Source organism: Streptomyces lincolnensis (assembly GCF_021173675.1).
Classification (GTDB): Bacteria; Actinomycetota; Actinomycetes; order Streptomycetales; family Streptomycetaceae; genus Streptomyces; species Streptomyces lincolnensis_B.
This window is the reverse complement of the sequence record NZ_JAIHON010000001.1, coordinates 432,502-457,407: the sequence shown is the minus strand read 5'-3', so window position 1 is coordinate 457,407 and position 24,906 is coordinate 432,502. Positions and strand designations below refer to the sequence as shown.

The following is a 24,906-nucleotide window of genomic DNA, read 5'->3' as shown; positions in this document are numbered from 1 at the left end:
GCGCTCGGTGCCGCCCCGCTCACTGGAGGTGCACGAGGTCCGCGGCCGTGTCGATGTCGTAGGGCCGTGCCACGTCCCCGCATTCCACCAGCGTGATCGTCTGCTCGTGCGCCTTCAGATAGGCGCGTGCCCCCCGGTCGCCGGTCGCAGTCGCGACGACGCCCGCCCAGTGCGCGGAACCGAGCAGCACGGGATGCCCGCGCACGCCGTCGTACGCGGCCGAGACGAGCGAGCTCTCCTCCCGGAACGCGCCGAGCACCCGGCGTACGGCCTCCGGACCGATGCCGGGCTGGTCGACCAGCGAGACCAGCGCGCCCCGCGCCCCCGTGCCGGCCAGCGAGCCGAGCCCGGCCCGCAGGGAGGAGCCCATGCCCTCGGCCCAGTCCGGGTTCTCCACCGGCACACAGTCGCCGAGCTCCGCCCGCTCCCGTACGGCGTCCGACGCGGCCCCGAGGACCACGTGGACGCGGGTGCAGCCGGCGGCGCGCAGGACGCCGACCGCGTACTCGACGAGGGGGCGGCCGCGGTGCGGGAGCAGTGCCTTGGGGCGGCCGCCCAGCCGTCGGCCGCCGCCCGCCGCGAGGAGCAGTCCGGCCACCGCCGGCTGTTCGTTGTCCGTCATGCGTCCTGCATACCTGACGCGCGGGCGTGCGCCGGGTTGCGCGGGGCTGAATTTCGGTCCCGGCAGTGGCGCGTACGGCATCCGGTGGCGTTTACTGACCCGCGCGCCCCCCCGGCGCCCGACAGACGCGGCGAGGGCGGGAACGGGCGGGCGCACGACGGAGTGCGGTGGGGGAGAGCTGTGTTGCGGAGCTTGGGACAGAGACCGGTGACCGGCAGCGACGAGGATCCCAGAGTGGCGGAACTGCGGACGGCGGTGTCCCGGCTGCGCCGCGAACTCGCCGCGCACCCGGCCGAGTTCACCGACCGGGGCATCGCCGAGGACGAACTCGCCGTGCTGGCCGCGATGACGATCGGCGGCAACCCCGAAATCCCGCGCCTGCGCCGCTCGTTGCTCCTGATCGCCGGTGCGATCGGCTCCGTCAGCGCGCTGTCCCACGGCCTGTCCCAGGTGCGCGCCGCGGTGGAACTCTTCGGCGACCGGCCGGACAGGACCTAGGGTCTGTCGTTTGGATCAGGTCGGCTGCGAGTGACTGCGCGTCTCGAGGGGCCCGAGCGGGGTGTGGTGCGTGCGGCTGCAAGGCGGAGGAGGGCGTCGACGCGATGGGGGTCCCCCCGCGCGAGCGCATTCGAGCGTGGGGGAGTCGGCAACCGACGACAACGCCGCAGATGCGCGTGCCACACCCCGCGACGCCGGCGTGATCCAAACGACAGGCTCTAGCTCTCCGGGGGCCGCCAGCCGCGGTACGGGAAGGCGTTGCGGTAGCCCCGGTCCGACGTGCGGTGTTCGAACTGGTCGCAGAGCCAGGTCTCCTGGACGAACTCGGTGTGCCGCGGCCAGATGGTGAGGATGCCGTGCGGGCCCTTCTTGCCGTCGCACAGCCGGTAGACGTCCTTGGCCTCCCGGAAGCAGGCGAGCCCGGACATCATGGCGTGGCCGACCGGGTGGTAGTCGGACCAGGCGCACGCGACGCACGCCTTGAGCCGGGTGTCCCGGGGCAGCGCGAGCGCGATCCGCTCCAGCGCCTCCTCGAAGTCGTACAGGGGCCCCGAGGCGTAGTCGCGTCCGTCGAGCCGCAGCGCGCAGTCCAGCGTGGCCGTCCGCTCGCCCTCACCCTCCACCTCGACGGGCAGCGGCAGCCCCCATTCCAGGAGGCAGGAGCAGAGGTCCCCGTCGAGGAAGGTGAACATAGCCTCGGCCGGATCCCCGTTCAGGGCGCCCAGCGTGTCCATCGTGTCGCCCTCGAATCGGACGCCCCTGATCGTCGTACGGATCGACTCCCGGCCGTCGGTCTCGAAGACGAGTTCCTGCGAGCCGTGCCGGTCGGTGTACCGGCCGGGCCAGCGCCGCGGGGCCGTCATCCCGGGTTCTGGGTCGCCAGCGCCTGGGACAGTTCGGCCGCCACCTGCTGGAGCACCGGGACGATCCGCTCCGTCGCCGCCTCGGTGACCCGGCCCGCCGGGCCCGAGATCGAGATGGCCGCCGCGGTGGGGGAGTCGGGGACGGACACCGCGAGGCAGCGGACGCCGATCTCCTGTTCGTTGTCGTCGACCGCGTAGCCCTGGAGCCGTACGTCCTCCAGCGCGGCGAGGAAGCCGTCGGGCGTGGTGATCGTCTTGTCCGTCGCGGCGGGCATGCCGGTGCGGGCGAGCAGGGCGCGCACCTCGCCGTCGGGGGTGTTGGCCAGCAGGGCCTTGCCGACGCCCGTGGAGTGCGGCAGCACACGCCGGCCGACCTCGGTGAACATGCGCATCGAGTGCTTGGACGGCACCTGCGCCACGTAGACGATCTCGTCGCCGTCCAGCAGGGCCATGTTCGCCGTCTCGCCGGTCTCCTCGACCAGGCGGGCCAGATACGGCCGGGCCCAGGTGCCGAGCAGCCGGGAGGCGGACTCGCCGAGCCGGATGAGCCGCGGCCCGAGGGCGTAGCGCCGGTTGGGCTGCTGGCGCACATAGCCGCAGACCACCAGCGTCCGCATCAGCCGGTGGATGGTGGGCAGCGGCAGACCGCTGCTCGCGGACAGCTCGCTCAGGCCGACCTCGCCGCCCGCGTCCGCCATCCGTTCGAGCAGGTCGAAGGCGCGCTCAAGAGACTGGACCCCACCGCCGGACGAGGACTTGGCGGAGTCGGTGGTGCTGGCGCTGGACGTCGGCACGGCGCGTTCCTTTCGCGGCTGGCGGCAAGGGCAGAAGCCTACCCGTCAGTCGGTTGACTCCCCGCTTGTGCGTAGCTACGTTCTGCTCACCGGAATGTTAATTCCGTCTTGTGGAAACGTCCAGAGTGTGGGCCTCGGGGTCCGCCGGGGAAGGGGTGCTCTTGACGGCGTGAGGGTGGGAGTGAAGACTCCTTCAACAGATCGTTGAATTCCGTTACGTGGAAGTAAATCCCGTTTCCCGGAAGTAAAACGGCGACAGAGGCAGACAGAGGCAGAGCGAGAGGGGCCCGGGTGTCCGACGTAGAACTGGTGCTGCGCTCGACGCGCGTCATCACCCCGGAAGGGACACGCGCCGCCTCGGTCGCCGTCTCCGCCGGAATCATCACGGCCGTCCTGCCGTACGACGCTCCCGTCCCGGAGGGCGCCCGCCTGGAGGACCTCGGCGACGACGTCCTGCTGCCCGGCCTGGTCGACACCCATGTGCACGTCAACGACCCCGGCCGTACCGAGTGGGAGGGCTTCTGGACCGCCACCCGCGCCGCGGCCGCCGGCGGCATCACCACCCTCGTCGACATGCCGCTCAACTCCCTCCCGCCGACCACCACGGTCGACCACCTCCGTACGAAGAAGGACGTCGCCGCCGACAAGGCGCACATCGACGTCGGCTTCTGGGGCGGCGCCCTGCCCGACAACGTCAAGGACCTGCGCCCGCTGCACGAGGCCGGCGTCTTCGGCTTCAAGGCCTTCCTCTCGCCGTCCGGTGTGGACGAGTTCCCGCACCTGGACCAGGACGGACTCGCCCGCTCGCTGGCCGAGATCGCCTCCTTCGACGGCCTGCTCATCGTGCACGCGGAGGACCCGCACCACCTCGACGCCGCCCCCCAGCAGGGCGGCCCCCGATACACCGACTTCCTCGCCTCCCGCCCCCGCGACGCCGAGGACACCGCCATCGCGCACCTCATCACGCAGGCCAGGCGCCTCGACGCGCGCGTGCACGTGCTGCACCTGTCCTCCAGCGACGCGCTGCCCCTGATCGCCGAGGCCAAGGCGGACGGCGTCCGCCTCACGGTCGAGACCTGCCCGCACTATCTGACCCTGACCGCCGAGGAAGTCCCGGACGGCGCCAGCGAGTTCAAGTGCTGCCCGCCCATCCGCGAGGCCGCCAACCAGGACCTGCTGTGGCAGGCGCTCGCGGACGGCACGATCGACTGCGTGGTCACCGACCACTCGCCCTCCACGGCCGACCTGAAGACCGACGACTTCGCGACGGCGTGGGGCGGCATCTCGGGCCTCCAACTGAGCCTCGCGGCGGTGTGGACGGAGGCGCGCGGGCGCGGCCACTCGCTGGAGGACGTGGTCCGCTGGATGTCCGCCCGGACCGCCGCGCTGGTGGGCCTGTCCCGCAAGGGCGCCATCGAGGCCGGCCGCGACGCCGACTTCGCGGTCCTCGCCCCCGACGAGACCTTCACCGTCGACCCGGCGGCCCTCCAGCACCGCAACCGCGTCACGGCGTACGCGGGCAGGACCCTGTACGGCGTGGTGAAGTCGACCTGGCTGCGCGGCGAACGCATCGTCGCGGACGGCGAGTTCACGGACCCGAAGGGCCAACTCCTCACGCGAACCCCCTGACCCCACCCACCCCGCACCCGCACCCGCAGCGGCCGACCCCCGAAAGGCACATCCCGTGACGGCGCAGCCCGCAACCCCCTTGGCTCGTTTCACCGGCGACGCGAACCCGTACGGAGGCGGTGACCCCTACGCGGACTACCGCACCGCCGACTTCCCCTTCACCCGGTACGCCGATCTCGCCGACCGGCGGCTCGGCGCCGGGGTCGTCGCCGCGAACGACGAGTTCTTCGCCCAGCGGGAGAACCTGCTGGTGCCCGGGCCCGCCGAGTTCGACCCGGAGCACTTCGGGCACAAGGGCAAGATCATGGACGGCTGGGAGACGAGGCGCCGCCGCGGTGCCTCGGCCGAGCACCCGTGGCCCACGGCCGAGGACCACGACTGGGCCCTGGTCCGCCTCGGCGCCCCGGGCGTGATCCGCGGGATCGTCGTCGACACGGCCCACTTCCGCGGCAACTACCCGCAGGCGGTGTCGGTCGAGGGCACGTCGGTGGCGGGCTCCCCGTCCCCCGAGGACCTGCTCGGCGCCGACGTGAAGTGGACCACTCTGGTCCCGCGGACCCCGGTGGGCGGCCACGCCGCCAACGGCTTCGCCGTCTCCCTGGAGCAGCGCTTCACCCACCTCCGCGTCAACCAGCACCCCGACGGCGGCATCGCCCGCCTCCGCGTCCACGGCGAGGTGATCCCCGATCCCGCGTGGCTCTCGGCCCTGGGCACCTTCGACGTGGTCGCCCTGGAGAACGGCGGCCGCGCCGAGGACGCCTCCAACCTCTTCTACTCCCCGGCGTCCAACACCATCCAGCCCGGCCGCTCCCGCAAGATGGACGACGGCTGGGAAACCCGCCGCCGCCGCGACCAGGGCCACGACTGGATCCGCTACCGCCTCGTCGCCCAGTCCCTGATCCGCGCCCTGGAGATCGACACGGCGTACCTGAAGGGCAACAGCGCGGGCTGGGCATCGGTGTCGGTCCGCGACGCGCCCGGTGCCGAGAACACGGGGGGTGCGGCGGGCGCTGCCGGCTCGGAGGAGGCCGAGGCCGGCACCTGGACGGAGATCCTCCCCCGCACCCGCCTCCAGCCCGACACCAACCACCGCTTCGTCCTCCCCACCCCCACCCTCGCCACCCACGCCCGCGTCGACATCTACCCCGACGGCGGAATCTCCCGCCTCCGCCTGTTCGGTTCCCTCACGGACACGGGGGCGACCGCCCTGGCGTCCCGGCATCGGGAACTGGGCGGCTGACAGGGGTACGGCGGGGCGGCGCGCCATCTCGGCCAGTCCGACGTTCGAGCACGACCTCTTGCCTTCTCGATCCCCCACCCACCCGCACTGTCAGCCCGTCCCGCACTGTTAGCCCGTCCGGCGTTTGAGGACGAGGCCCCTTCAGGGCCGATACGGGGGTCCAGGGGGCGGAGCCCCCTGGGGGCGGCAGCCCCAGGGATGGGACGGGTAGGGGCGGCGGGGGCGAAAAACGCCCCCGCCCACCTCACGCCGCGTGCCCACCATCCACAGAGAACTCCGCCCCCGTCACATATTCCGCCCCCGCCAGATACACCACGGCCCCGGCCACCTCCTCCACCGTCCCGAACCGCCCCACCGCGGTCAACGCGGCCTGCCCCGCCGCAAACACCCCGTCCGCCGGATTCATGTCCGTGTCGACCGGCCCGGGATGCACGATGTTCGCCGTGATCCCCCGCACCCCCAACTCCCGCGCAAGCGCCTTCGTCAACCCGATCAACGCGGACTTGCTCATCGCGTAGAGCGTCCCCCCGGCCCCCGGCACCCGCTGCGTCATACAACTCCCGACGGTGATGATCCGCCCACCCGCGCCCATGACCCCCGCGGCCGCCTGAGAGGCCAGAAACACCCCGCGCACATTGACCGCGAGAACCCGGTCCACATCGGCGAGGGACAGACTCTCGACGGGCCCGAGCACCCCCACGCCCGCGTTGTTCACGAGGACGTCCAGCCCCCCGAGCACCTCGGCCGTCCGGGCCACGGCCCCCGCGGCCTCCTCCGGATCCGCGGAGTCGGCCCGCAGGGCCACCGCCCGACGCCCGAGCGCCTCGATCTCTCGTACGACGTCCTCCGCGGCGTCCTTGCCGTTCAGATACGTGAGGGCGACATCCGCCCCCTCCCGCGCCAGCCGCAGAGCCGTCGCCGCCCCGATACCCCGGCTCCCACCGGTCACCAGGGCCACCTTGCCGTCCAGATTCGTTCCTTCGACACGCGTTCGCTGATTCATGTCCCCATCCCAGCGCCCGCGCTCCCCGCACGCTGGCGGCGAACGGACGTCGACATCCGGCCCCCGGCGGCCCGCTCGCCGACCGGCCGTTCGTGAAGACGCCGGGCGGCAGGTTAACTTCGCGAAAACGGATCGGACTTGACGGGAAATTCTCCGAAGTTGACATTGACATGCCACTGTCTACGCGCGTCATCATGGACGTCATGAACTTCCCCCCACGCGCAACACGCATCGGCGCCGCAGCCGCCCTCCTGTCCGCCGTCCTCCTCGGCGGCACCGTCACCGCGACCTCGGCGAACGCCGCCGCCACGGCCGTCGGCAGCATCTGCTACAGCGCACTGCCCTCGCAGGCGCACGACACGCTCGACCTGATCGAGCAGGGCGGCCCCTACCCGTACTCCCAGGACGGGACCGTCTTCCAGAACCGGGAAGGCGTCCTGCCCAGCCAGTCGAGCGGCTACTACCACGAGTACACGGTCATCACGCCCGGCTCCTCCACGCGCGGTGCCCGCCGCATCGTCACGGGTGAGGAGACCCGGGAGGACTACTACACGGCCGACCACTACGCCACGTTCGACCTGGTGAACTACGGCTGCTGACCGCGGCCACCGGGGCGGAGGTCCGGTCCGAGCTCAGCCGGACCTCCGGCTCCCGGCGGCGGCGAACAGCGCGAACGCCAGCACGATCAGTGTGACGCTCGCGTAGATCTCGTAGCCGTCGAAGAAGTCGATCCGCTGGACGAGTCCCAGACGCCAGTCGGTGAACTCGTGCAGCAGCCCCATCACGCCCTGCACCAGGGCGATGAAACCGAGTAGTTCCAGCAGCTGCTTCATGACACAGACTCTCGCCCCGCGGTCCCCCCACGTTCATCGGCCGCGGGGCGAGACGCGTTCGACGGAAGCCTCGGTTCCGCGGCTCCGGCCGCGCCGAAAGTCTCCGGCCTCCGCGACTTTGGTCGACGATCGTGTGCGCGGGGAGGTGGCGCGGGTCCGCGCTGCGTAGATTTGTCGAATGTGAGTGGTGACGAGACGGTGCCCGACCCGCCGGCCTTCCCGGGACGGCGCTGGCTGCTGCCGTCCGCCGTCGCCCACGGGTTCGAGGTGGACGCCGGTGCCGACACCGACGCCGGTTCGCGCGGGCGGCGGCCCCGACGCACCGCGCGCGACTGGATCGTCGACTTCAGCTGTTTCCTGGTGGCCGTCCTCGTCGGTCTGGTCGGCGCCGAAGCGGTCACCGAGAACCCCCATGTGTCCGACGGCCTCGCCGTCCTCGACCAGTGGATCGGCGCGCTCGCCTGCGCCGCCGTGTGGCTGCGCCGCCGCTGGCCGGTCGGGCTGGCCGTCACGACCGTTCCCATCGGGATGATCTCCGACACCGCGGGCGGCGCCTGCCTGCTCGCCCTGTTCACGCTCGCGGTGCACCGCCCCTTCCGGTACGTGGCCTGGGTGGGCGGCATCAACATCGCGCTGATCCCGGTCTACTTCTGGCTGCGCCCCGACCCCGAACTGCCCTACCTGACCTCGGTCGTCATCTTCGTCCTGCTGACCGCAGCGCTGGTCGGCTGGGGCGTGGTCGTGCGTGCCAAACGGCAGCTCTGGCTGAGTTTCCGCGACCGCGCGCGGCGGGCCGAGAACGAGGCGCGACTGCGCGCGGAGCAGGCGCAGCGGCTGGCCCGCGAGTCCATCGCCCGCGAGATGCACGACGTCCTCGCCCACCGCCTGACGCTGCTGAGCGTGCACGCGGGCGCCCTGGAGTTCCGGCCGGACGCGCCGCGTGAGGAGGTCGCGCGGGCGGCCGGAGTCATCCGGGAGAGCGCGCACGAGGCGCTCCAGGACCTGCGGGAGATCATCGGCGTGCTCAGGGCGGGCGAGTCCGACGACACGGGCCGCCCGCAGCCGACGCTCGCCGCGCTGGACGTGCTCGTCGCCGAGTCCCGCGAGGCGGGCATGAAGGTCACCCTCGACAGCCGGGTCACCGACCCCGCCGACGTCCCCGCCTCCATCGGCCGCACCGCGTACCGCATCGCCCAGGAGGGCCTGACCAACGCCCGCAAACACGCCCCCGGCGCCGAGGTCACGCTGACCGTCACCGGCGCCCCGGGCGAGGGCCTGGAGGTCTCCGTCAGCAACCCGCCCCCCGAGGGCGACGTCCCCCACGTCCCCGGTTCCGGCCAGGGCCTCATCGGCCTGACCGAACGCGCGACCCTCGCCGGGGGCCACCTGCACCACGGCCCGGACGGCACCGGAGGCTTCCGGGTACGGGCGCGGCTGCCGTGGGGGTGAGACGGGGGCACCAGGTGAGGCGAGGGGACGGAACCCGACGGCCCCGGCCAGTCGCGGCCACACCGTCGTCGCGTCAACACCGGGCCCGCACACGCACGTTGGCGCGACGCTTCGTGCCGCTCCACTTGAGGACCGGCCGTCGGCCAAGCGTGCTCGACCCGCTCACCCGTGCCCGGCAACCGTGATTACGTGGGAGTCATGACTGTGATCAGACTGCTCCTCGTCGACGACGACCCGCTCGTCAGGGCCGGCCTGTCCTTGATGATGGGCGGTGCCGAGGACATCGAGATCGTCGGTGAGGGCGCCGACGGCGGCGAGGTCGAGGAGCTCGTCGACCGCACCCGCCCGGACGTCGTCCTCATGGACATCCGGATGCCCGCGATGGACGGCCTGACCGCCACCGAGCGGCTGCGTGCCCGCCCCAAGGCCCCGCAGGTCGTGGTCCTGACCACCTTCCACGCCGACGAGCAGGTGCTGCGCGCCCTGCGCGCCGGAGCCGCCGGCTTCGTCCTCAAGGACACCCCGCCGGCGGAGATCCTCGCCGCGGTCCGGCGGGTCGCGGCCGGCGACCCCGTCCTGTCGCCCACGGTGACCCGCCAGTTGATGGCACACGCGGCCGGCAACTCCGCCGACACGCGCCGCACGCGCGCGCGTGCCAGGATCGCCGTCCTCAACGACCGGGAGAGCGAGGTGGCCGTCGCCGTCGGACGGGGCCTGTCCAACGCCGAGATCGGCACCGCCCTGTTCATGAGCGTCGCCACGGTCAAGACCCACGTCTCCCGCATCCTGGCCAAGCTCGACCTCAACAACCGTGTCCAGATCGCCCTGTTGGCGTACGACGCGGGACTTCTGGAGGACGTGGGGGAGGACGGGCACTAGACGGCGACGCCGGACGTTGGGCGGGTGAGGGACAGAGAAACACAGAGACACAGAGACACAGAGACACAGAGAAACAGAGAAACGACAGAGACAGAGGGCTGCGGGACAGGAGGGGGACACCATGGCCGACGTGATCGATCTCGGGGAGTACGGCGACGCGTTCCGCGCGGACCCCCATCCGGTCTACGCCGACCTGCGCGAGCGGGGCCCGGTGCACCGGATACGACCCCCCGGGTCCCTGCCCGACTACTGGTCGTGGCTCGTCGTCGGCCACGAGGAGGTGCGGGCCGCGCTCGCCGACCCCCGGCTCTCCAAGGACGGCCGGCGCATCGGCATGGTGTTCAACGACGAGCAGCTGATCGGCCGCCACCTGCTGGGCACCGACCCGCCCGAGCACACCCGGCTGCGCGGACTAGTCTCCCGCGCCTTCACCATGCGCCGGGTGGAGCGCCTGCGGCCCAGGGTCCAGGAGATCACCGACGACCTGCTCGACGCGATGCTGCCGCTCGGCCGCGCCGACCTGGTGGAGTCGCTGGCCTACCCGCTGCCGATCACGGTGATCTGCGAGCTCCTCGGCGTCCCCGAGATGGACCGCGCGGAGTTCCGCAAGCAGTCGACGGAGGTCGTCGCACCCACCAGTTCCGACACCTCCTACGACGCCGTCCTGCGGCTCGGCGAGTACCTCACCGAGCTGATCGAGGACAAGCGGTCCGCCGGCCCCGCCGACGACCTGCTCAGCGACCTGATCCGGACCACCGCGGAGGACGGCGACCGGCTCTCCCCGGCGGAACTGCGCGGTATGGCCTTCCTGCTGCTGATCGCCGGCCACGAGACGACGGTCAACCTCATCACCAACGCCGTCCACACCCTGCTCACCCACCCCGACCAACTCGCCGCCCTGCGCGCCGACATGAGCCTCGTGGACAACGCGATCGAGGAGACCCTGCGCTACGAGGGCCCGGTGGAGAACGCCACGTTCCGGTACGCTGCCGAGCCCTTGCAGATCGCCGGCGTCCCCATCGCCCAGGGCGACCCGGTGATGATCGGCCTCGGCGCCGCCGACCGCGACGGGGCCCGCTATCCCGAGCCGCACCGTTTCGACATCCACCGCGACACCCGCGGCCACGTGGCCTTCGGCCACGGCATCCACTTCTGTCTGGGCGCCCCTCTGGCCCGTCTGGAGGCCCGCACCGCCCTGCGTTCCCTCCTGGACCGCGCCCCCGCCCTCACCCTCGACGGCCCACCGGGGGAGTGGCTGCCGGGCATGCTGATACGGGGGCTGCGCAGCCTGCCGGTGCGGTGGTAGCCCGTCGGCGGCGGCCCGGTGAGGCGGCCTGCCTCACCGGCGGCTCACAGCGCCGCCGACCCGTCCCCGCCCGGAATCTCCGCCAGCCACACGACCCTGCGCTCCCGCCGGGACACCTCGCACGCCTCGGCCACCCGCAGGGCCTGCAGGGCCTCGCGCCCGTCGCAGGGGTTGGCCAGTTCACCCCGCACCACGTCGACGAACGCGCACAACTCGGCCTCGTAGGCGGGCCCGAACCGCTCCAGGAACCCCGTCCACGGCTTGTCCGCGGCCGGCGGCCCCGTCGGCTCGGTGGACGCGATGGGCGTCCGGTCGTCCAGACCGACCACGATCTGGTCCAGTTCCCCGGCCAGTTCCATCCGCACGTCGTAGCCCGCGCCGTTCAGCCGGGTCGCGGTCACCGTGGCGAGCGTGCCGTCGTCCAGGGTGAGCAGCGCCGCCCCCGTGTCCACGTCACCCGCCTCACGGAACATCGGCCCGCCGGCGTCGGACCCGGCCGCGTACACGTCGAGGATCTCGCGCCCGGTCACCCAGCGCAGCACGTCGAAGTCGTGGATCGCGGTGTCCCGGTACAGCCCGCCGGACACCGGCAGATACGCGGCCGGCGGCGGCGCCTGGTCGGAGGTCAGCGCCCGCACGGTGTGCAGCCGCCCGAGCCGCCCCGAGCGCACCGCCTCGCGTGCCCCCGTGTAGCCCGCGTCGAAGCGGCGCTGGAAGCCCATCTGGAGCACCGTGCCCGCCGTCTCGACCTCGCCGATGGCTTGTAAGGTGCCCGCCAGATCGAGCGCGATGGGCTTCTCGCAGAACACCGGCAGCCCCGAGCGCGCTGCCCGACCGATCAGTTCGGCGTGTGCCGACGTCGACGTGGTGATCACCACGGCGTCCACGCCCCAGCGGAAGATCTCGTCCACTCCGGGCGCCGCCGTCTCGCCCAGCCGGTGCGCCAGATCCTGGGCCCGTGCCGGGTCCGCGTCCGTGAGGATCAAGGAGCCGACCTCCCGGTGCCGGCTGAGTGTGTTGGCGTGAATGGTGCCGATGCGGCCCGTACCGATGACCCCGATGCGCATGTGAACAAAATGTGGGCGGAGACCCCACGCTGTCAATGCGTATGTCCTGACAATCGAACTACACAACTTCCCGTCAACAACGCACGGAGCTACGCTCGGGCCGTGCCGAAACCAGAAGTGGATCCGACCGTGACGCTCGATCTCCGTGTGGACCGCAGCAGTCCCGTGCCGTTGTACTTCCAGCTGTCCCAGCAACTGGAGGCGGCGATCGAGCACGGGGCACTGACGCCCGGCAGCCTCCTGGGCAACGAGATCGAGCTGGCCGCCCGGCTCGGCCTGTCGCGGCCCACCGTCCGCCAGGCCATCCAGTCGCTCGTCGACAAGGGCCTGCTGGTGCGCCGCCGCGGCGTCGGCACCCAGGTCGTGCACAGCCAGGTCAAGCGCCCCCTGGAGCTCAGCAGCCTCTACGACGACCTGGAGGCGGCGGGCCAGCGCCCCGCGACCAAGGTCCTCGTCAACACGGTCGTCCCGGCGCCCGCCGAGATCGCGGCCGCCCTCGGTGTCGCCGAGGAGAGCGACGTACACCGCGTGGAACGGCTGCGTCTGGCGCACGGCGAGCCCATGGCGCACCTGTGCAACTACCTGCCCCCCGGTCTGCTCGACCTCGACACCGAGCAGCTCCAGTCCACCGGCCTCTACCGCATGATGCGCGCCGCGGGCATCACGCTGCACAGCGCCCGCCAGTCCATCGGCGCCCGCGCCGCCACCGCCGCCGAGGCCGAACGCCTCGCCGAACAGGAGGGCGCCCCCCTCCTGACCATGCAACGCATCACCTTCGACGACACCGGCCGCGCGGTCGAATACGGCACCCACACCTACCGCCCGACCCGCTACTCCTTCGAGTTCCAGCTCCTGGTCCGCCCCTGAGGGCACGGGGTGCTTTCGCCTGAGGGGACGGGTGCTTTCAAAGGCACGGGGTGCCTTAAAGGGGCGCGGGGCTGTATCGATGTGCGGCTCCGCCGCGGGGCGCGACCAGCCCCCACGCACCCGCACCCGGCAACGAGTCGGCATCCCCCTTTGCTCCCCCGTACGGCACCCACACCCACGGTGAGGCAGAATCGGGCCTTGATGAGCACCTACGGCAACTTCAGCGCCCCCATCGGCTCCCGCCGCGCGCCAGCGCTCCGCACGGTCGGCACAAGGGAGCGCCGCTCGCACCTGACCGCGCCCCGCGTGCCTACGGTCGGCATCGACATCGGCGGCACCAAGGTCATGGCGGGCGTCGTCGACGCCGACGGCAACATCCTGGAGAAGGTCCGCACCGAGACGCCGGACAAGTCCAAGAGCCCCAAGGTCGTCGAGGACACCATCGTCGAACTGGTCCTGGACCTGTCCGACCGCCACGACGTGCACGCGGTGGGCATCGGCGCGGCCGGCTGGGTCGACGCCGACCGCAACCGCGTCCTGTTCGCGCCCCACCTGTCCTGGCGCAACGAGCCGCTGCGCGACCGCATCGCGGGCCGCCTCGCCGTGCCCGTGCTGGTCGACAACGACGCCAACACGGCCGCCTGGGCCGAGTGGCGCTTCGGCGCCGGCCGCGGCGAGGACCACCTCGTCATGATCACCCTCGGCACCGGCATCGGCGGCGCGATCCTGGAGGACGGGCAGGTCAAGCGCGGCAAGTACGGCGTTGCCGGCGAGTTCGGCCATATGCAGGTCGTGCCCGGCGGACACCGCTGCCCGTGCGGCAACCGCGGCTGCTGGGAGCAGTACAGCTCCGGCAACGCGCTGGTCAGGGAGGCCCGCGAGCTGGCCGCCGCCGACTCCCCGGTGGCCTACGGGATCATCGAGCACGTCAAGGGCAACATCGGCGACATCACCGGGCCGATGATCACCGAGCTGGCCCGCGAGGGCGACGCGATGTGCATCGAGCTGCTCCAGGACATCGGCCAGTGGCTCGGCGTCGGCATCGCCAACCTCGCGGCGGCCCTCGACCCGTCCTGCTTCGTGATCGGCGGCGGTGTGAGCGCGGCCGACGACCTGCTCATCGGCCCCGCGCGGGACGCCTTCAAGCGCCAGCTCACCGGCCGCGGCTACCGTCCCGAGGCCCGCATCGCCCGCGCCCAGCTCGGTCCCGAGGCCGGCATGGTCGGCGCCGCCGACCTCGCCCGCCTCGTCGCCCGCCGCTTCCGGCGCGCCAATCGCCGCCGGGTGGAGCGGTACGAGCGCTACGAGCGGTACACGGAGGCCCGTCGCACGTCCCAGGGGTCCGCGTGACCGCTTCCCTCCCGGGCCACGTCGGATCTCCGGACGAGCCGGAGCGGCCGACGGAGGACCGGCGCCACATGATCCGCCGCCGAGCGCTGACGCTGACCATCATCGTGCTGCTCATCGGCGTCCCGGCCGGCTACCTGATGATCTCCGCCAACCAGAGCCGCAACAGCGGCAGGGACAAGGAGGCGAAGTACTCGGCGACCGGCCTCAGCGAGGGCTGGCCGTCCAAGCTCCAGCGCCGTATCTACGAGGTGCCGGTCCCGCACCCGGCGGACCGGATCGCCTACTACGAGACCAACAACTGGAAGACCAGCCGCCTCTACGTCCAGTTCCGCACCACGGACGCGGGCCTGGACGCCTTCCTCACCGGCATGGGCGTCAACCCGGCCGAGCTGAAGCCGGGAAGGATCACCATCAGTGCCCGCGACCAGTCCGTCACCGGCTGGTCGTTCGCCGGGCCGGGCGCCTGGTCGGGTCTCGTCCACAAGCAGAAGAACCCCGCCCCCACGCACGACGTCGTCGTCAACCTGGCCGACCCGGCCGCCCCGATGGTGTTCGTCGTCTCGCGCACGGTTCCGTAGCGGGCCCGGCCGGTCGCCGGAGCCGATTGTCAGACCCCGCCCGTAGAGTCGAGGACGACTGATCCGGCAGACGGGCGGGAGGTGACAGGACGTATGCGCGACATGGCCGCGGTGGCCGAGCGAGAGGCCAAGGGCGTGGACGCCGTTCCCGTCCGGCTCGCGGCCGTGTTCCTGCCCGACCCCGTGCCCCGGCACGGCCGCGTCGCCTTCTGGGACCCCGACGACGAACCGCTGACCTCCTCCGACGGCGAGATCACCGTCGTACGACGCCATGGTGCCGGAGTGCGCCGCCGGACCGCCCCCGCGCTCACGCTGCCCCTCGCCCAGGCCCTGCCGCTGCTCGCGGGCGCCCGGCGGGACCCCGCCGCCCATCCCGCCACCGCGTGCTGGGGCGCGGCCGCGCTGCACGCGCTGCGGCTGGCGGCCCGCGGCCGGCTGCTCCCCGGCCTGACCGCCACCGGCCACGACGCCTGGCGGGCGGGCCCCCTGGACCCGGACGACATCGCCCACCTGAGGGCGATCGCCGCCGCCCTGCCGTCCGAAGGACACGCGGTCCCGCTGCCCGGCCCGGGCCCGATCCGGCTGCCCGAACCGGAAGCGCTGATGCGCGCCTTCCTGGACGCGGTCGCCGACACCCTGCCCCGCACCCCCGCCGCCCCGTACGCCTCCGGCCGGCCCTTCGCCGCGCGTGAGGCGCAGCGCCTGCCCTACGCCCGGGACTGGGCCGCCGAGGTCGCCGCCGGTATGGACGCGGGCGTGCGGATCTCGCTCCGCCTGGACCTCTCGGCCTACGACCTGTTCGACGACGACGGCGACGGCGCCCGCAGCGCCGGAGCGGCGATCGTCCAGGTGCACAGCCTCGCCGACCCCACCCTCGTGGCCGACGCGGCGGCCCTGTGGGCGGGCGAGAGGGACGCGGCGTTCGGGCCCCGCGCACGCGTGGACGCGGCCCTCGCCGTGCGCCGCGCCGCCCGCGTCTGGGCGCCGCTCGACCGGCTCACCGAGCAGGACGTGCCCGACGTACTGGCCCTGTCCGACGAGGAGTTGGGCGACCTGCTCGGTGTCGCGGCGACCCGGCTCGCGGCGGCCGGGGTCGCCGTGCACTGGCCCCGCGACCTGGCCCAGGACCTCACCGCCGCCGCCGTGGTCCGGCCCGCTCCGGGCTCGGCGACCGACGGCACCGGGTTCTTCGAGAGCGAGGAACTCCTCCAGTTCCGCTGGCAGTTGGCGCTCGGCGGCGACCCGCTCGGCGAGGGCGAGATGGACGCGCTGGCCGAGGCGCACCGCCCGGTCGTCCGCCTCCGGGACCAGTGGGTGCTGGTCGACCCTGCCCTGGTCCGCAAGGCCCGCAAGCGCGAACTGGGGTTGCTGGACCCGATCGACGCGCTCTCCGTCGCCCTCACCGGCAGCGCGGAGGTCGACGGCGAGACCGTCGAGGCGGTCCCCGTCGGCGCCCTGGCCACCCTGCGCGAACGCCTGACGGCCGGAGTACGGCCCGCCGAACCGCCCCCGGGGCTGAACGCGCGCCTGCGGGACTACCAACTCCACGGTCTCGCCTGGCTGGACCTGATGACCTCACTCGGCCTGGGCGGCTGCCTCGCCGACGACATGGGCCTCGGCAAGACCATCACCCTCATCGCCCTGCACCTGCGCCGCGCCCGCAGCGAACCGACGCTCGTGGTCTGCCCGGCCTCCCTGCTCGGCAACTGGCAGCGCGAGATCACGAAATTCGCCCCCGGCGTCCCCGTCCGTCGCTTCCACGGTCCGGACCGCACCCTGGAGGACCTCGACGGCGGCTTCGTCCTGACCACGTACGGCACCATGCGCTCGGCGGCCCCCGTCCTCGCCCAGCAGCCGTGGGGCATGGTCGTCGCCGACGAGGCCCAGCACGTGAAGAACCCCTACTCGGCGACGGCGAAAGCGCTGCGCACGATCCCGACCCCCGCGCGCGTGGCCCTGACCGGCACACCGGTCGAGAACAACCTCTCCGAGCTCTGGGCACTGCTGGACTGGACGACACCCGGCCTCCTGGGCCCCCTGAAGTCCTTCCGCTCCCGGCACGCGCGCGCCGTGGAGAACGGCGAGGACGAGGAGGCGGTGGCCAGGCTCGCCCGTCTCGTCCGCCCCTTCCTGCTGCGCCGCAAGAAGTCCGACCCCGGCATCGTCCCCGAACTGCCGCCCAAGACCGAGACGGACCACCCCGTCCCGCTCACCCGTGAACAGGCCGCGCTCTACGAGGCGGTGGTGCGCGAGTCGATGCTCGCCATCGAGACGGCCGAGGGCATCGGCCGCCGGGGTCTGGTGCTGAAGCTGCTGGGCGCGCTCAAGCAGATCTGCGACCACCCCGCGCTGTACCTGAAGGAGAACGTCCCGCCCACGGCCGTCGACCGCCTCGCCGCCCGCTCCGGCAAGCTCGCCCTCCTCGACGAACTGCTCGACACCCTCCTGGCCGAGGACGGCTCCGCCCTCGTCTTCACGCAGTACGTCGGAATGGCCCGCCTGATCACCTCCCACCTCGCCGCCCGCGCGGTCCCGGTCGACCTGCTGCACGGCGGCACTCCGGTACCGGAGCGCGAACGGATGGTGGACCGTTTCCAGAGCGGCGCGACCCCGGTGCTGGTGCTGTCCCTCAAGGCGGCGGGCACCGGCCTGAACCTCACCCGCGCCGGTCACGTCGTCCACTTCGACCGCTGGTGGAACCCGGCCGTCGAGGAACAGGCCACCGACCGCGCCTACCGCATCGGCCAGACCCAGCCCGTGCAGGTCCACCGCCTCATCACCGAAGGCACGGTCGAGGACCGTATCGCCGAGATGCTGGAGGCCAAGCGGGCCCTGGCCGACGCCATCCTCGGCTCCGGCGAGTCCGCCCTCACCGAACTGACCGACCGCGAGCTGTCCGACCTGGTCCGCCTCCGGAGCACCTCATGACCCCCCACCCCGCCGACGAGGCCCGCCGCGCGCTGCGGGAGGCCCGGGAGCGGGCCGGCCGCGGCGAGTCCGGACCGGACGAGCCCTCGCGGGCGCGCCCCGAACCGGACGAGCAACCGGGCCCGGACGAGAAGCGGGGTCCGGACGAGAAGCGGATGGTGCCGCGGGCCGAGGACCCGCCCCCCGAGACGACGGCGGCCGAGGGACCCGCGGTGGCCGCGAAGCCGGTGGCGTCCCGGCCCGGTGACGTGGCACGTGAGGCCCTGCGGCAGGCCGTGGCCGCCCGGCGCGGCTCCGCTCCCGCCGCCGACGACACCTCCTGCGCGCAGCCCGCTCCCGGGGACGTGGGCGACGAGGCGCAAGGGGACGTCGGAGGTGCGAGGACGCCCGTCGTGGACCCGCAGGCCACTCCGGGCGACCACGGCGACGACGAAGGAACGGATCACACCGAAGAGGCGGCGGACCTCGCTCCGGCGGTCGAGGGCGACACCTCCAGGCGGGGGGACACCCGTCCCGGTGACGCCGCGCGCGAGGCGCTGCGTGCGGCGCGCAGTGCGGCACGGCAGGCGCCCACGGACCCCGCACCCCCGGCCGGCCGGGCGGCACGCGCGCCACGGCGCACCCCGCCCGCGGCCCCGGTGCGCGGTGAGGCGTCCCGCCGGGCCGTCGGCCCGCGGGCGCGTGACGTACGGCAGCTGCTGGCCGACGCCTTCCGGATGCCTGACGAGGAGATGCCGACGGAGGTCGACCGGGGCGACAACAGCGGCGCTCCACAAGGTGGTTCGGCGGACGAGGCGTCGACGGCGGGCCGGGATCCCCAGGACAGCGGCAGCGCGGTCACGGTCCCCGCTGCTCCCGAGGTCCCGGACCGGACCACCGACCCCTCACCCGGCACCCCGCACTCCATGGTCCCCTCCATGGCCGCCCCCTCCCGCGACGGCGATCTGCGTCGTACCTTCCCGGCCTTTCCGCCCCGGCCCAGGGAGTCCGACGACGAGGGGTTCGCCCGGACCTGGTGGGGCAATGCCTGGGTCGAGGCGTTGGAGAAGGGCGCGCTGGACGCCAAGCGGCTGGTGCGGGGCCGTGGTTACGCCGAGAAGGGCCATGTGGACGCGATCACGGTGACGCCCGGACTCGTGCTGGCCTATGTGCGGGGCAGCCGGCCCAGGCCGTACCGCGTGCAGGTGAGACTGCGCACGCTCGACGACGAGGACTGGGACCGCCTGCTGCACGGCGCGGCCGAGCGGACCGGGGACATCGCCGCGCTGCTCGACAGGGAGATGCCCCCGTCGCTGGCCGAGTCCGGGGTGCCGCTGTTGCCGGGCCCGAGAGAGCTGGACCCGCGGTGCAGCTGCCCCGACTCCGGTCACCCCTGCAAGCACGCGGCGGCCCTCTGCTACCAGACCGCACGGCTGCTGGACGCCGACCCGTTCGTGCTGCTCCTGCTGCGCGGCCGCGGTGAGCGCGAGCTGCTGGACGCCCTGTCCCGGCTCAGCGCAGCCCGAGCGGCCAGGGCCGCCCAGGAACAGGGACCGGCGCCCTTGCCCGGCGTACGGGCCACGGAGGCCCTCGCGCCCCGCCGACTCCCGCCGCTGCCCCCGCCCCTGCCGGTTCCGCCGCATCCCGAGCAGCCCCCGGTGTACCCCGCGACCGCGGGCGGCCCGGACCCCTTCGCACTGGACCAGCTGGCGACCGACGCGGCGGCCCGCGCCCACGCCCTGCTCGCCACCGGCCGCGACCCGGTCGGCGAGCTCACCCTGTGGCAGGACGCGGTCCGGCTCGCCGCGGCCCGCCCCGGCTCCGGACTCACGGCAGGCACCCGGGGCCTCTACTCCTCGCTCGCCACCGCCACCGACCGCACCCCGGCCGACCTGGCACGCGCGGTCGCCGCGTGGCGGCAGGGCGGCCTGGAGGGGCTGGCCGTACTCGAAGAGCCCTGGGACCCGCCGGCCGGCCGTTTCGACCGCGCCCGCCCCCTGCTCCTCGCGGCCGACCTCCCCGTCTTCCGCCCCTGGCGCAACCGCCTCACTCACCCGCGCGGCCATGTCCAGCTCCGCCTCGGCCGCGACGGCCTCTGGTACGTCTACGAGTCGGAACCCGGCCGGGACGACTGGTGGCCCCGGGGCACCCCCGACCTGGACCCGGTCGGCGCCCTGACGGGCCTCGGCACCCCGGGCGACCTCTGAGAGCCGTCACGGCCGGACCAGGGGCGCCCAAACTGTCCGTTCGGTGCGAGAACGCGGCATCCGGTGAAGGCCGTGTGAGAAATCTCCACGGATGTTCGGGAGTGAGGTGTGAGGAGTGGGGGCCCCGAGGCCGCGAGGTAAGAAAAGACGGTTAGCGTGGAGCGGTGAGTGAGACGAAGACTCCCGCCCTTCAGTACCGTTTCGACGGCCCCGAAGACGCCCCGGTGCTCATCCTCGGCCCCTCGCTCGGTACCACATGGCACATGTGGGACCGGCAGGTGCCCGAGCTGGCCAAGCAGTGGCGCGTCTTCCGGTTCGACCTGCCGGGGCACGGCGGCGCGCCCGCCTACCCGGCCGGGTCCGTCGCCGACCTCACCACACGGCTGCTCGCGACGCTCGACGGACTCGGCGTGCAGCGCTTCGGCTACGCGGGCTGCGCCCTCGGCGGCGCGGTCGGCATCGAACTGGCCCTGCGCCACCCGGAGCGCCTCGCCTCGCTCGCCCTGATCGCCGCCTCGCCCCGCTTCGGCACGGCCGACGAGTTCCGGCAGCGGGGGGTGATCGTGCGCACGAACGGCCTCGACCCCATCGCCCGCACCTCGCCCGACCGCTGGTTCACCAGCGGATTCGCGGCCGCGCAGCCCGCGATCACCGAGTGGGCCGTACAGATGGTCAGAACCACCGACCCCGGCTGCTACATCGCCTCCTGCGAGGCGCTGGCCTCCTTCGACGTCCGGCCGGAGCTCGGCCGCGTCGGTGCGCCCACGCTCGTCCTCGTCGGCTCGGACGACCAGGTCACCGGCCCGGCCGAGGCCCGCACCCTGGTCGCCGGCATCCCGGACGCCCGCCTGGCCGTCGTCCCCGGCGCCTCCCACCTGGTGCCGGTCGAGCAGCCCGCCGCCGTCACCGATCTGCTGGTCAGACACTTCTCCACCGCCTGGCAGCCCGGCTTCGACTCCACCACAGGGATGACGGCGATCCAGGCATCCCCGGTCAAGCCGGTCCTGGCCGCCGCGCCCCCGCAGCCCGTGGCCATCGCCGAGATCGCCCCCGCCGCCGCGCAGCCGCAGGCCGCCGGGCGCCCGGACCCCTACGACGCCGGTCTCAAGGTGCGCCGCGAGGTGCTCGGGGACGCGCACGTCGACCGGGCGCTGGCGCAGGCCGACGAGTTCTCGGGGGACTTCCAGGAGTTCATCACCCGCTACGCCTGGGGCGAGATCTGGGACCGACCCGGCCTGGACCGGCGTTCGCGCAGCTGCGTCACCCTCACCGCCCTGGTCGCCGGCGGCCACCTGGAGGAGCTCGCCTTCCACACCCGCGCCGCGCTGCGCAACGGCCTCACCCCGACCGAGATCAAGGAGGTGCTGCTCCAGGCGGCCGTCTACTGCGGCGTACCGGCCGCGAACAGCGCCTTCAAGGTGGCCCAGCAGGTCATCCGCGAGGAGACCACCCCCACCGACTGAGCCCCCCTCCGGCCCCCCGTCCGACCACCGAGGCAGGATGGCTCCATGACGCTGAAGCTCACGAAGAAGTCGCACGCCTGCGTCCGCCTGGAGAAGGACGGACAGACCCTCGTCCTCGACCCCGGGGGATTCAGCGAGGAGGACGCCGCGGTCGGCGCGGACGCGATCCTCGTCACCCACGAGCACCCCGACCACTTCAACGAGGAGCGGCTGCGCGCGGCCCTGGAGGCCAACCCGGCCGCCGAGATCTGGACCCTGAAGTCGGTCGCCGAGAAGATCTCCACCGCCTTCCCCGGCCGAGTGCACACCGTCGGGCACGGCGACACCTTCACCGCGGCCGGTTTCGACGTCCAGGTCCACGGCGAACTGCACGCCGTCATCCACCCGGACATCCCGCGCATCACCAACGTCGGCTACCTCGTCGACGGTGGCAGCGTCTTCCACCCCGGCGACGCCCTCACCGTCCCCGACCACGCCGTGGAGACGCTGATGCTCCCGGTGATGGCCCCCTGGAGCAAGATCTCCGAGGTCATCGACTACGTCCGCGAGGTGAAGCCGCAGCGCGCCTACGACATCCACGACGCCCTCCTCGCCGACCTCGCGCGTCCCATCTACGACAACCAGATCGGCACCCTCGGCGGCACGGAACACCTGCGCCTCGCGCCCGGTGAGGCGGCTCTGCTCTGACTGTCGGAGCCGCCCGGTAGGTTGTCAGGCATGCGCATCGCGACCTGGAACGTGAACTCGATCACCGCCCGCCTGCCGAGGCTCCTGGCCTGGCTGGAGAGCAGCGGCACCGACGTGCTGTGCCTCCAGGAGGCCAAGCTGGCCGAGGAGCAGTTCCCGTTCGACCAGTTGCGCGAGGCCGGTTACGAGGCGGCGGTCCACGCCACCGGCCGGTGGAACGGCGTGGCGGTGATCTCCCGCGTAGGCGTCGAGGACGTGGTCAAGGGCCTGCCCGGCGACCCCGGCTACGACGGCGCCCCCGAGCCCCGGGCCATCGCCGCGACCTGCGGCCCGGTCCGCGTCTGGTCGGTGTACGTGCCCAACGGCCGCGAGGTCGACCACCCCCACTACGCCTACAAGCTCCAGTGGTTCGAGGCCCTGAAGGCGGCCGTCGCGGGCGACGCGGGCGGCAGCCGCCCCTTCGCCGTCCTGGGCGACTACAACGTGGCCCCGACGGACGACGACGTCTACGACGTGGCCGCCTTCGAGGGCCTCACCCACGTCACCCCGGCCGAGCGCGCCGCCCTCGCCGCCCTGCGCGAGACCGGCCTGTCCGACGTCGTCCCCCGCCCCCTGAAGTACGAGCACCCCTACACCTACTGGGACTACCGCCAGCTCTGCTTCCCCAAGAACCGCGGCATGCGCATCGACCTGGTCTACGGCAACGAACCCTTCGCCAAGGCCGTCACCGACGCCTACGTCGACCGCGAGGAGCGCAAGGGCAAGGGCGCGTCGGACCACGCGCCGGTCGTGGTGGACCTGGACGTGTAGCGACAGCCTCCCGGATGGACCCAGGCCCCCCTGCAACACGCTCAAGCCCTCCGCAACAGGCCCAGGTCCACCGACTCGGCCAGCGCCGCGAGCCCCGCGTCCCCCGGATGCAGATGGTCCCCGCTGTCGTACGCGGGCAGCATCCGCGGGGGACGCGCGGGGTCACGGACCACCGCGTCGAAGTCGAGCACACCGTCGAACACCCCGGCCTCCCGGATCCAGGTGTTCACCGCGACCCGCTCCGCGTCCACCACGGCCGTGCACCGCGCCTCGCCCTCGCACGGCAGGATCGTCGCCGCCAGCATCCGCAGCCCGCGCTCACGGCCCCGGTCGGCGAGTTCCCGGAGACCGGCGATCACCTGGTCCGCCGTGGCGCCCCACCGCACGTCGTTGACGCCCTCGAACACCACCGCCGTACGGACGGACGTCTGGGCGAGGACATCGCGGTCGAAGCGGTTCAGGGCGCTCACCCCGCCCGAGTCCGTGGAGACCCCGTCGCCGGGATACCGGTCGCTGACCACACGGTTCGCGGAGATCCCCTGGTTGAGCACGCCATAGCGCGGGACCACGTCCTGGGCCAGGAGACGGGCGGCCAGCACATCGGGCCACCGCCGGTTCGCGTCCATCGTGGACTGGTCCCCGTCGGTGATCGAGTCGCCGAGCAGCACCACCGACCCCGGCCCGCCGCCCACGTCCACCCCGGTCAGCAGCGGCCAGCTCGTCAGGACCGTGGTGTACGCCGTCGGGGCCCGGTCCGCCGTGTGGTCGCCCGGCCCGCTCACGTACGACCGCTGCACCGCGAGCCGGTGCACGGGCGCCGCGGACACGGTCCGGGGCAGGTGGAAGCTGACCAGCAGGTTGGTGTCCGACGGCACCGCGAAGGTCAGCGGATCGCTGAACGCCTGCGCTCCCGCCGGGATGTCGACCCCGGCCGCGCCCCGGAAGGACAGCCGCGCCGGCACCCCTCGCGCCCGGGCGCCGGTCGCCTGCACGGCCACCGTCGCGCGCCCGATCCGTACCGGCGTGGCCGCGAAGGTGTTGTCGAACCGCAGCCGCACCCGGGGCCCGCCCGCCGAGGTGTGCACCACCAGCCGCACGGTCCGGTCCGCCCAGGGCCCCACGGCCGGAAGCCCGGAGGTGGCCGCGGCCCAACTCCCGCTCCAGCCCGGCGTGGTGGCCCGCACCGACACCGCGAACACATGCAGATCACCGGCGCGCGGCAGCCGTACCGAGACGACCTCGCGGTCCTCGGCCAGCAGGACCGTCACGACGTACAGCCGCGCCTGCTCGGCGAGTTGACCGTCCGGGGTGTTGATGTGCGGCAGGGCGACCGCCTTGGTGGCGAGGGGACCCGTGCGCCAGTCGGGGGCGGTCAGGCGGTACGGGGAGCGGGAGCCGTCGGCGTACGAGACCGTGCCCGGTCCGCTCACGGTGTCTCCGCCGGTGCCCGCCACCAGGAAGGCCAGCGCGTCGCCGCGGCCCGTCACACGGACGTCCTGTCCGGCGGCGCGCACATTGTCCGGCTCGCCGGGCTGCCGTCGCGGCCACGTCAGGTGCGCGCCTCGCACGGTGAGCGTGCGGCCGGGCGTCCAGCCCGCGTTCGCGAGGTCCTGGGCGGACAGGGAGGCGCCCGAACCGTCGAAGTCCGCCGCCTGCGGCCGGGAGTCCTCGCCGACCGCCGTGTTGTCGAAGAGCCGCTCCAGCGGGACGGGCCCGGCCGCCCGGGGGACGGCGGCGGCCCGTGGAGCGGGTGCCGGTGCCAGGGCCGCGCACAGGGCGGCGAGGACGAGGACGGCGACGAGAGCGACGTGGCCGTGGGAGCCGAGGCGGTCGTCCCAGAAACCGGCGTATCCC

Annotated in this window: 22 protein-coding genes; 15 read left to right on the top strand and 7 right to left on the bottom strand. The window is 73.2% G+C overall.

Going from position 1 to position 24,906, the window contains the following annotated elements; translation table 11 throughout:
- Positions 1-19: 19 nt before the first annotated feature.
- Positions 20-622, bottom strand: coding sequence for a nucleotidyltransferase family protein (locus K4B79_RS01960; RefSeq protein WP_232024390.1), 603 nt, complete (start codon positions 620-622; stop codon positions 20-22).
- Between the two features lie 207 nt (positions 623-829).
- Here K4B79_RS01960 and K4B79_RS01955 point away from each other — a divergent pair, with 207 nt between their 5' ends.
- Positions 830-1,120, top strand: coding sequence for a DUF5955 family protein (locus K4B79_RS01955; protein WP_232024389.1), 291 nt, complete (start codon positions 830-832; stop codon positions 1,118-1,120).
- A gap of 218 nt (positions 1,121-1,338) precedes the next feature.
- Here the strand turns inward: K4B79_RS01955 and K4B79_RS01950 are convergent, their stop codons facing one another.
- Together K4B79_RS01950 and K4B79_RS01945 are read right to left on the bottom strand one after the other, a co-directional pair.
- On the bottom strand, positions 1,339-1,983 hold the full coding sequence (locus tag K4B79_RS01950; protein WP_232024388.1) for a DUF6304 family protein: 645 nt from the start codon (positions 1,981-1,983) through the stop codon (positions 1,339-1,341).
- A complete protein-coding gene (locus tag K4B79_RS01945) occupies positions 1,980-2,777 on the bottom strand; it encodes an IclR family transcriptional regulator (protein ID WP_232024387.1) in 798 nt (265 codons plus the stop codon). Before K4B79_RS01945 ends, K4B79_RS01950 begins: the two co-directional genes overlap by 4 nt.
- 291 nt (positions 2,778-3,068) lie before the next feature.
- Between K4B79_RS01945 and allB the strand changes: the two genes are divergently transcribed.
- Both allB and alc read left to right on the top strand, forming a co-directional pair.
- Positions 3,069-4,406, top strand: a complete 1,338-nt coding sequence (gene allB / locus K4B79_RS01940; protein WP_232024386.1) for an allantoinase AllB — start codon at positions 3,069-3,071, stop codon at positions 4,404-4,406.
- Between the two features lie 55 nt (positions 4,407-4,461).
- Positions 4,462-5,646: an allantoicase gene (gene alc, locus K4B79_RS01935; RefSeq protein ID WP_232024385.1), complete on the top strand. Its 1,185-nt coding sequence runs from the start codon at positions 4,462-4,464 to the stop codon at positions 5,644-5,646.
- 244 nt (positions 5,647-5,890) lie between these two features.
- Here the strand turns inward: alc and K4B79_RS01930 are convergent, their stop codons facing one another.
- On the bottom strand, positions 5,891-6,649 hold the full coding sequence (locus K4B79_RS01930; protein ID WP_232024384.1) for an SDR family oxidoreductase: 759 nt from the start codon (positions 6,647-6,649) through the stop codon (positions 5,891-5,893).
- A gap of 203 nt (positions 6,650-6,852) precedes the next feature.
- Here K4B79_RS01930 and K4B79_RS01925 point away from each other — a divergent pair, with 203 nt between their 5' ends.
- Positions 6,853-7,248 carry a ribonuclease domain-containing protein gene (locus tag K4B79_RS01925; protein WP_232024383.1) on the top strand — a complete coding sequence of 132 codons (396 nt, stop codon included), beginning with the start codon at positions 6,853-6,855 and terminating at the stop codon, positions 7,246-7,248.
- Between the two features lie 33 nt (positions 7,249-7,281).
- On the opposite strand, the gene K4B79_RS01920 is transcribed toward K4B79_RS01925, so the two are convergent.
- A complete protein-coding gene (locus K4B79_RS01920) occupies positions 7,282-7,482 on the bottom strand; it encodes a hypothetical protein (protein WP_232024382.1) in 201 nt (66 codons plus the stop codon).
- Positions 7,483-7,653: 171 nt separating this feature from the next.
- On the opposite strand from K4B79_RS01920, the gene K4B79_RS01915 reads away from it, so the two are divergent.
- From K4B79_RS01915 to K4B79_RS01905, 3 genes are all read left to right on the top strand, one after another.
- On the top strand, positions 7,654-8,931 hold the full coding sequence (locus K4B79_RS01915; protein ID WP_232024381.1) for a sensor histidine kinase: 1,278 nt from the start codon (positions 7,654-7,656) through the stop codon (positions 8,929-8,931).
- Positions 8,932-9,129: 198 nt separating this feature from the next.
- Positions 9,130-9,810, top strand: a complete 681-nt coding sequence (locus tag K4B79_RS01910; protein WP_232024380.1) for a response regulator transcription factor — start codon at positions 9,130-9,132, stop codon at positions 9,808-9,810.
- 121 nt (positions 9,811-9,931) lie between these two features.
- The gene (locus tag K4B79_RS01905; RefSeq protein WP_232024379.1) at positions 9,932-11,116 is read left to right on the top strand and encodes a cytochrome P450 family protein; all 1,185 of its coding nucleotides are present in this window, start codon (positions 9,932-9,934) and stop codon (positions 11,114-11,116) included.
- A gap of 44 nt (positions 11,117-11,160) precedes the next feature.
- On the opposite strand, the gene K4B79_RS01900 is transcribed toward K4B79_RS01905, so the two are convergent.
- A complete protein-coding gene (locus tag K4B79_RS01900; protein ID WP_232024378.1) occupies positions 11,161-12,183 on the bottom strand; it encodes a Gfo/Idh/MocA family protein in 1,023 nt (340 codons plus the stop codon).
- Between the two features lie 129 nt (positions 12,184-12,312).
- Between K4B79_RS01900 and K4B79_RS01895 the strand changes: the two genes are divergently transcribed.
- The 8 genes from K4B79_RS01895 to K4B79_RS01860 all read left to right on the top strand — a co-directional run bounded on the left by K4B79_RS01895 (position 12,313) and on the right by K4B79_RS01860 (position 23,052).
- Positions 12,313-13,050 (top strand): GntR family transcriptional regulator, encoded by a 738-nt coding sequence (locus K4B79_RS01895; RefSeq protein ID WP_232024744.1) that lies wholly within the window; start codon positions 12,313-12,315, stop codon positions 13,048-13,050.
- Between the two features lie 201 nt (positions 13,051-13,251).
- Positions 13,252-14,400 carry an ROK family glucokinase gene (locus K4B79_RS01890; protein WP_067442398.1) on the top strand — a complete coding sequence of 383 codons (1,149 nt, stop codon included), beginning with the start codon at positions 13,252-13,254 and terminating at the stop codon, positions 14,398-14,400.
- The gene (locus K4B79_RS01885; RefSeq protein WP_232024377.1) at positions 14,397-14,978 is read left to right on the top strand and encodes a sugar kinase; all 582 of its coding nucleotides are present in this window, start codon (positions 14,397-14,399) and stop codon (positions 14,976-14,978) included. The genes K4B79_RS01890 and K4B79_RS01885 overlap by 4 nt, the downstream gene beginning before the upstream one ends.
- 93 nt (positions 14,979-15,071) lie before the next feature.
- On the top strand, positions 15,072-17,906 hold the full coding sequence (locus K4B79_RS01880; RefSeq protein ID WP_232024376.1) for a DEAD/DEAH box helicase: 2,835 nt from the start codon (positions 15,072-15,074) through the stop codon (positions 17,904-17,906).
- Positions 17,903-20,092 carry an SWIM zinc finger family protein gene (locus K4B79_RS01875; RefSeq protein ID WP_232024375.1) on the top strand — a complete coding sequence of 730 codons (2,190 nt, stop codon included), beginning with the start codon at positions 17,903-17,905 and terminating at the stop codon, positions 20,090-20,092. The genes K4B79_RS01880 and K4B79_RS01875 overlap by 4 nt, the downstream gene beginning before the upstream one ends.
- Positions 20,093-20,256: 164 nt before the next feature.
- Positions 20,257-21,555 carry a bifunctional 3-oxoadipate enol-lactonase/4-carboxymuconolactone decarboxylase PcaDC gene (pcaDC, locus tag K4B79_RS01870; RefSeq protein WP_232024374.1) on the top strand — a complete coding sequence of 433 codons (1,299 nt, stop codon included), beginning with the start codon at positions 20,257-20,259 and terminating at the stop codon, positions 21,553-21,555.
- Between the two features lie 51 nt (positions 21,556-21,606).
- Complete coding sequence (locus K4B79_RS01865) at positions 21,607-22,242, top strand: MBL fold metallo-hydrolase (RefSeq protein WP_232024743.1); 636 nt, start codon at positions 21,607-21,609, stop codon at positions 22,240-22,242.
- Between the two features lie 30 nt (positions 22,243-22,272).
- Positions 22,273-23,052 (top strand): exodeoxyribonuclease III, encoded by a 780-nt coding sequence (locus K4B79_RS01860; RefSeq protein ID WP_232024373.1) that lies wholly within the window; start codon positions 22,273-22,275, stop codon positions 23,050-23,052.
- A gap of 41 nt (positions 23,053-23,093) precedes the next feature.
- On the opposite strand, the gene K4B79_RS01855 is transcribed toward K4B79_RS01860, so the two are convergent.
- Entirely contained in the window at positions 23,094-24,815 is a 1,722-nt protein-coding gene (locus tag K4B79_RS01855) for an SGNH/GDSL hydrolase family protein (RefSeq protein ID WP_232024742.1), read from the bottom strand.
- Positions 24,816-24,906 lie beyond the last annotated feature (91 nt).

Excerpts from the sequence above, each read along its gene's own strand:
- K4B79_RS01890 (WP_067442398.1), top strand. The coding sequence starts at position 13,252 with ATGAGCACCTACGGCAACTTCAGCGCCCCCATCGGCTCCCGCCGCGCG.
- K4B79_RS01875 (WP_232024375.1), top strand. The coding sequence starts at position 17,903 with ATGACCCCCCACCCCGCCGACGAGGCCCGCCGCGCGCTGCGGGAGGCC.
- K4B79_RS01930 (WP_232024384.1), bottom strand. The coding sequence starts at position 6,649 with ATGAATCAGCGAACGCGTGTCGAAGGAACGAATCTGGACGGCAAGGTG.
- K4B79_RS01950 (WP_232024388.1), bottom strand. The coding sequence starts at position 1,983 with ATGACGGCCCCGCGGCGCTGGCCCGGCCGGTACACCGACCGGCACGGC.
- K4B79_RS01960 (WP_232024390.1), bottom strand. The coding sequence starts at position 622 with ATGACGGACAACGAACAGCCGGCGGTGGCCGGACTGCTCCTCGCGGCG.
- K4B79_RS01905 (WP_232024379.1), top strand. The coding sequence starts at position 9,932 with ATGGCCGACGTGATCGATCTCGGGGAGTACGGCGACGCGTTCCGCGCG.
- K4B79_RS01910 (WP_232024380.1), top strand. The coding sequence starts at position 9,130 with ATGACTGTGATCAGACTGCTCCTCGTCGACGACGACCCGCTCGTCAGG.
- K4B79_RS01920 (WP_232024382.1), bottom strand. The coding sequence starts at position 7,482 with ATGAAGCAGCTGCTGGAACTACTCGGTTTCATCGCCCTGGTGCAGGGC.
- K4B79_RS01900 (WP_232024378.1), bottom strand. The coding sequence starts at position 12,183 with ATGCGCATCGGGGTCATCGGTACGGGCCGCATCGGCACCATTCACGCC.
- K4B79_RS01925 (WP_232024383.1), top strand. The coding sequence starts at position 6,853 with ATGAACTTCCCCCCACGCGCAACACGCATCGGCGCCGCAGCCGCCCTC.
- K4B79_RS01860 (WP_232024373.1), top strand. The coding sequence starts at position 22,273 with ATGCGCATCGCGACCTGGAACGTGAACTCGATCACCGCCCGCCTGCCG.
- K4B79_RS01880 (WP_232024376.1), top strand. The coding sequence starts at position 15,072 with ATGCGCGACATGGCCGCGGTGGCCGAGCGAGAGGCCAAGGGCGTGGAC.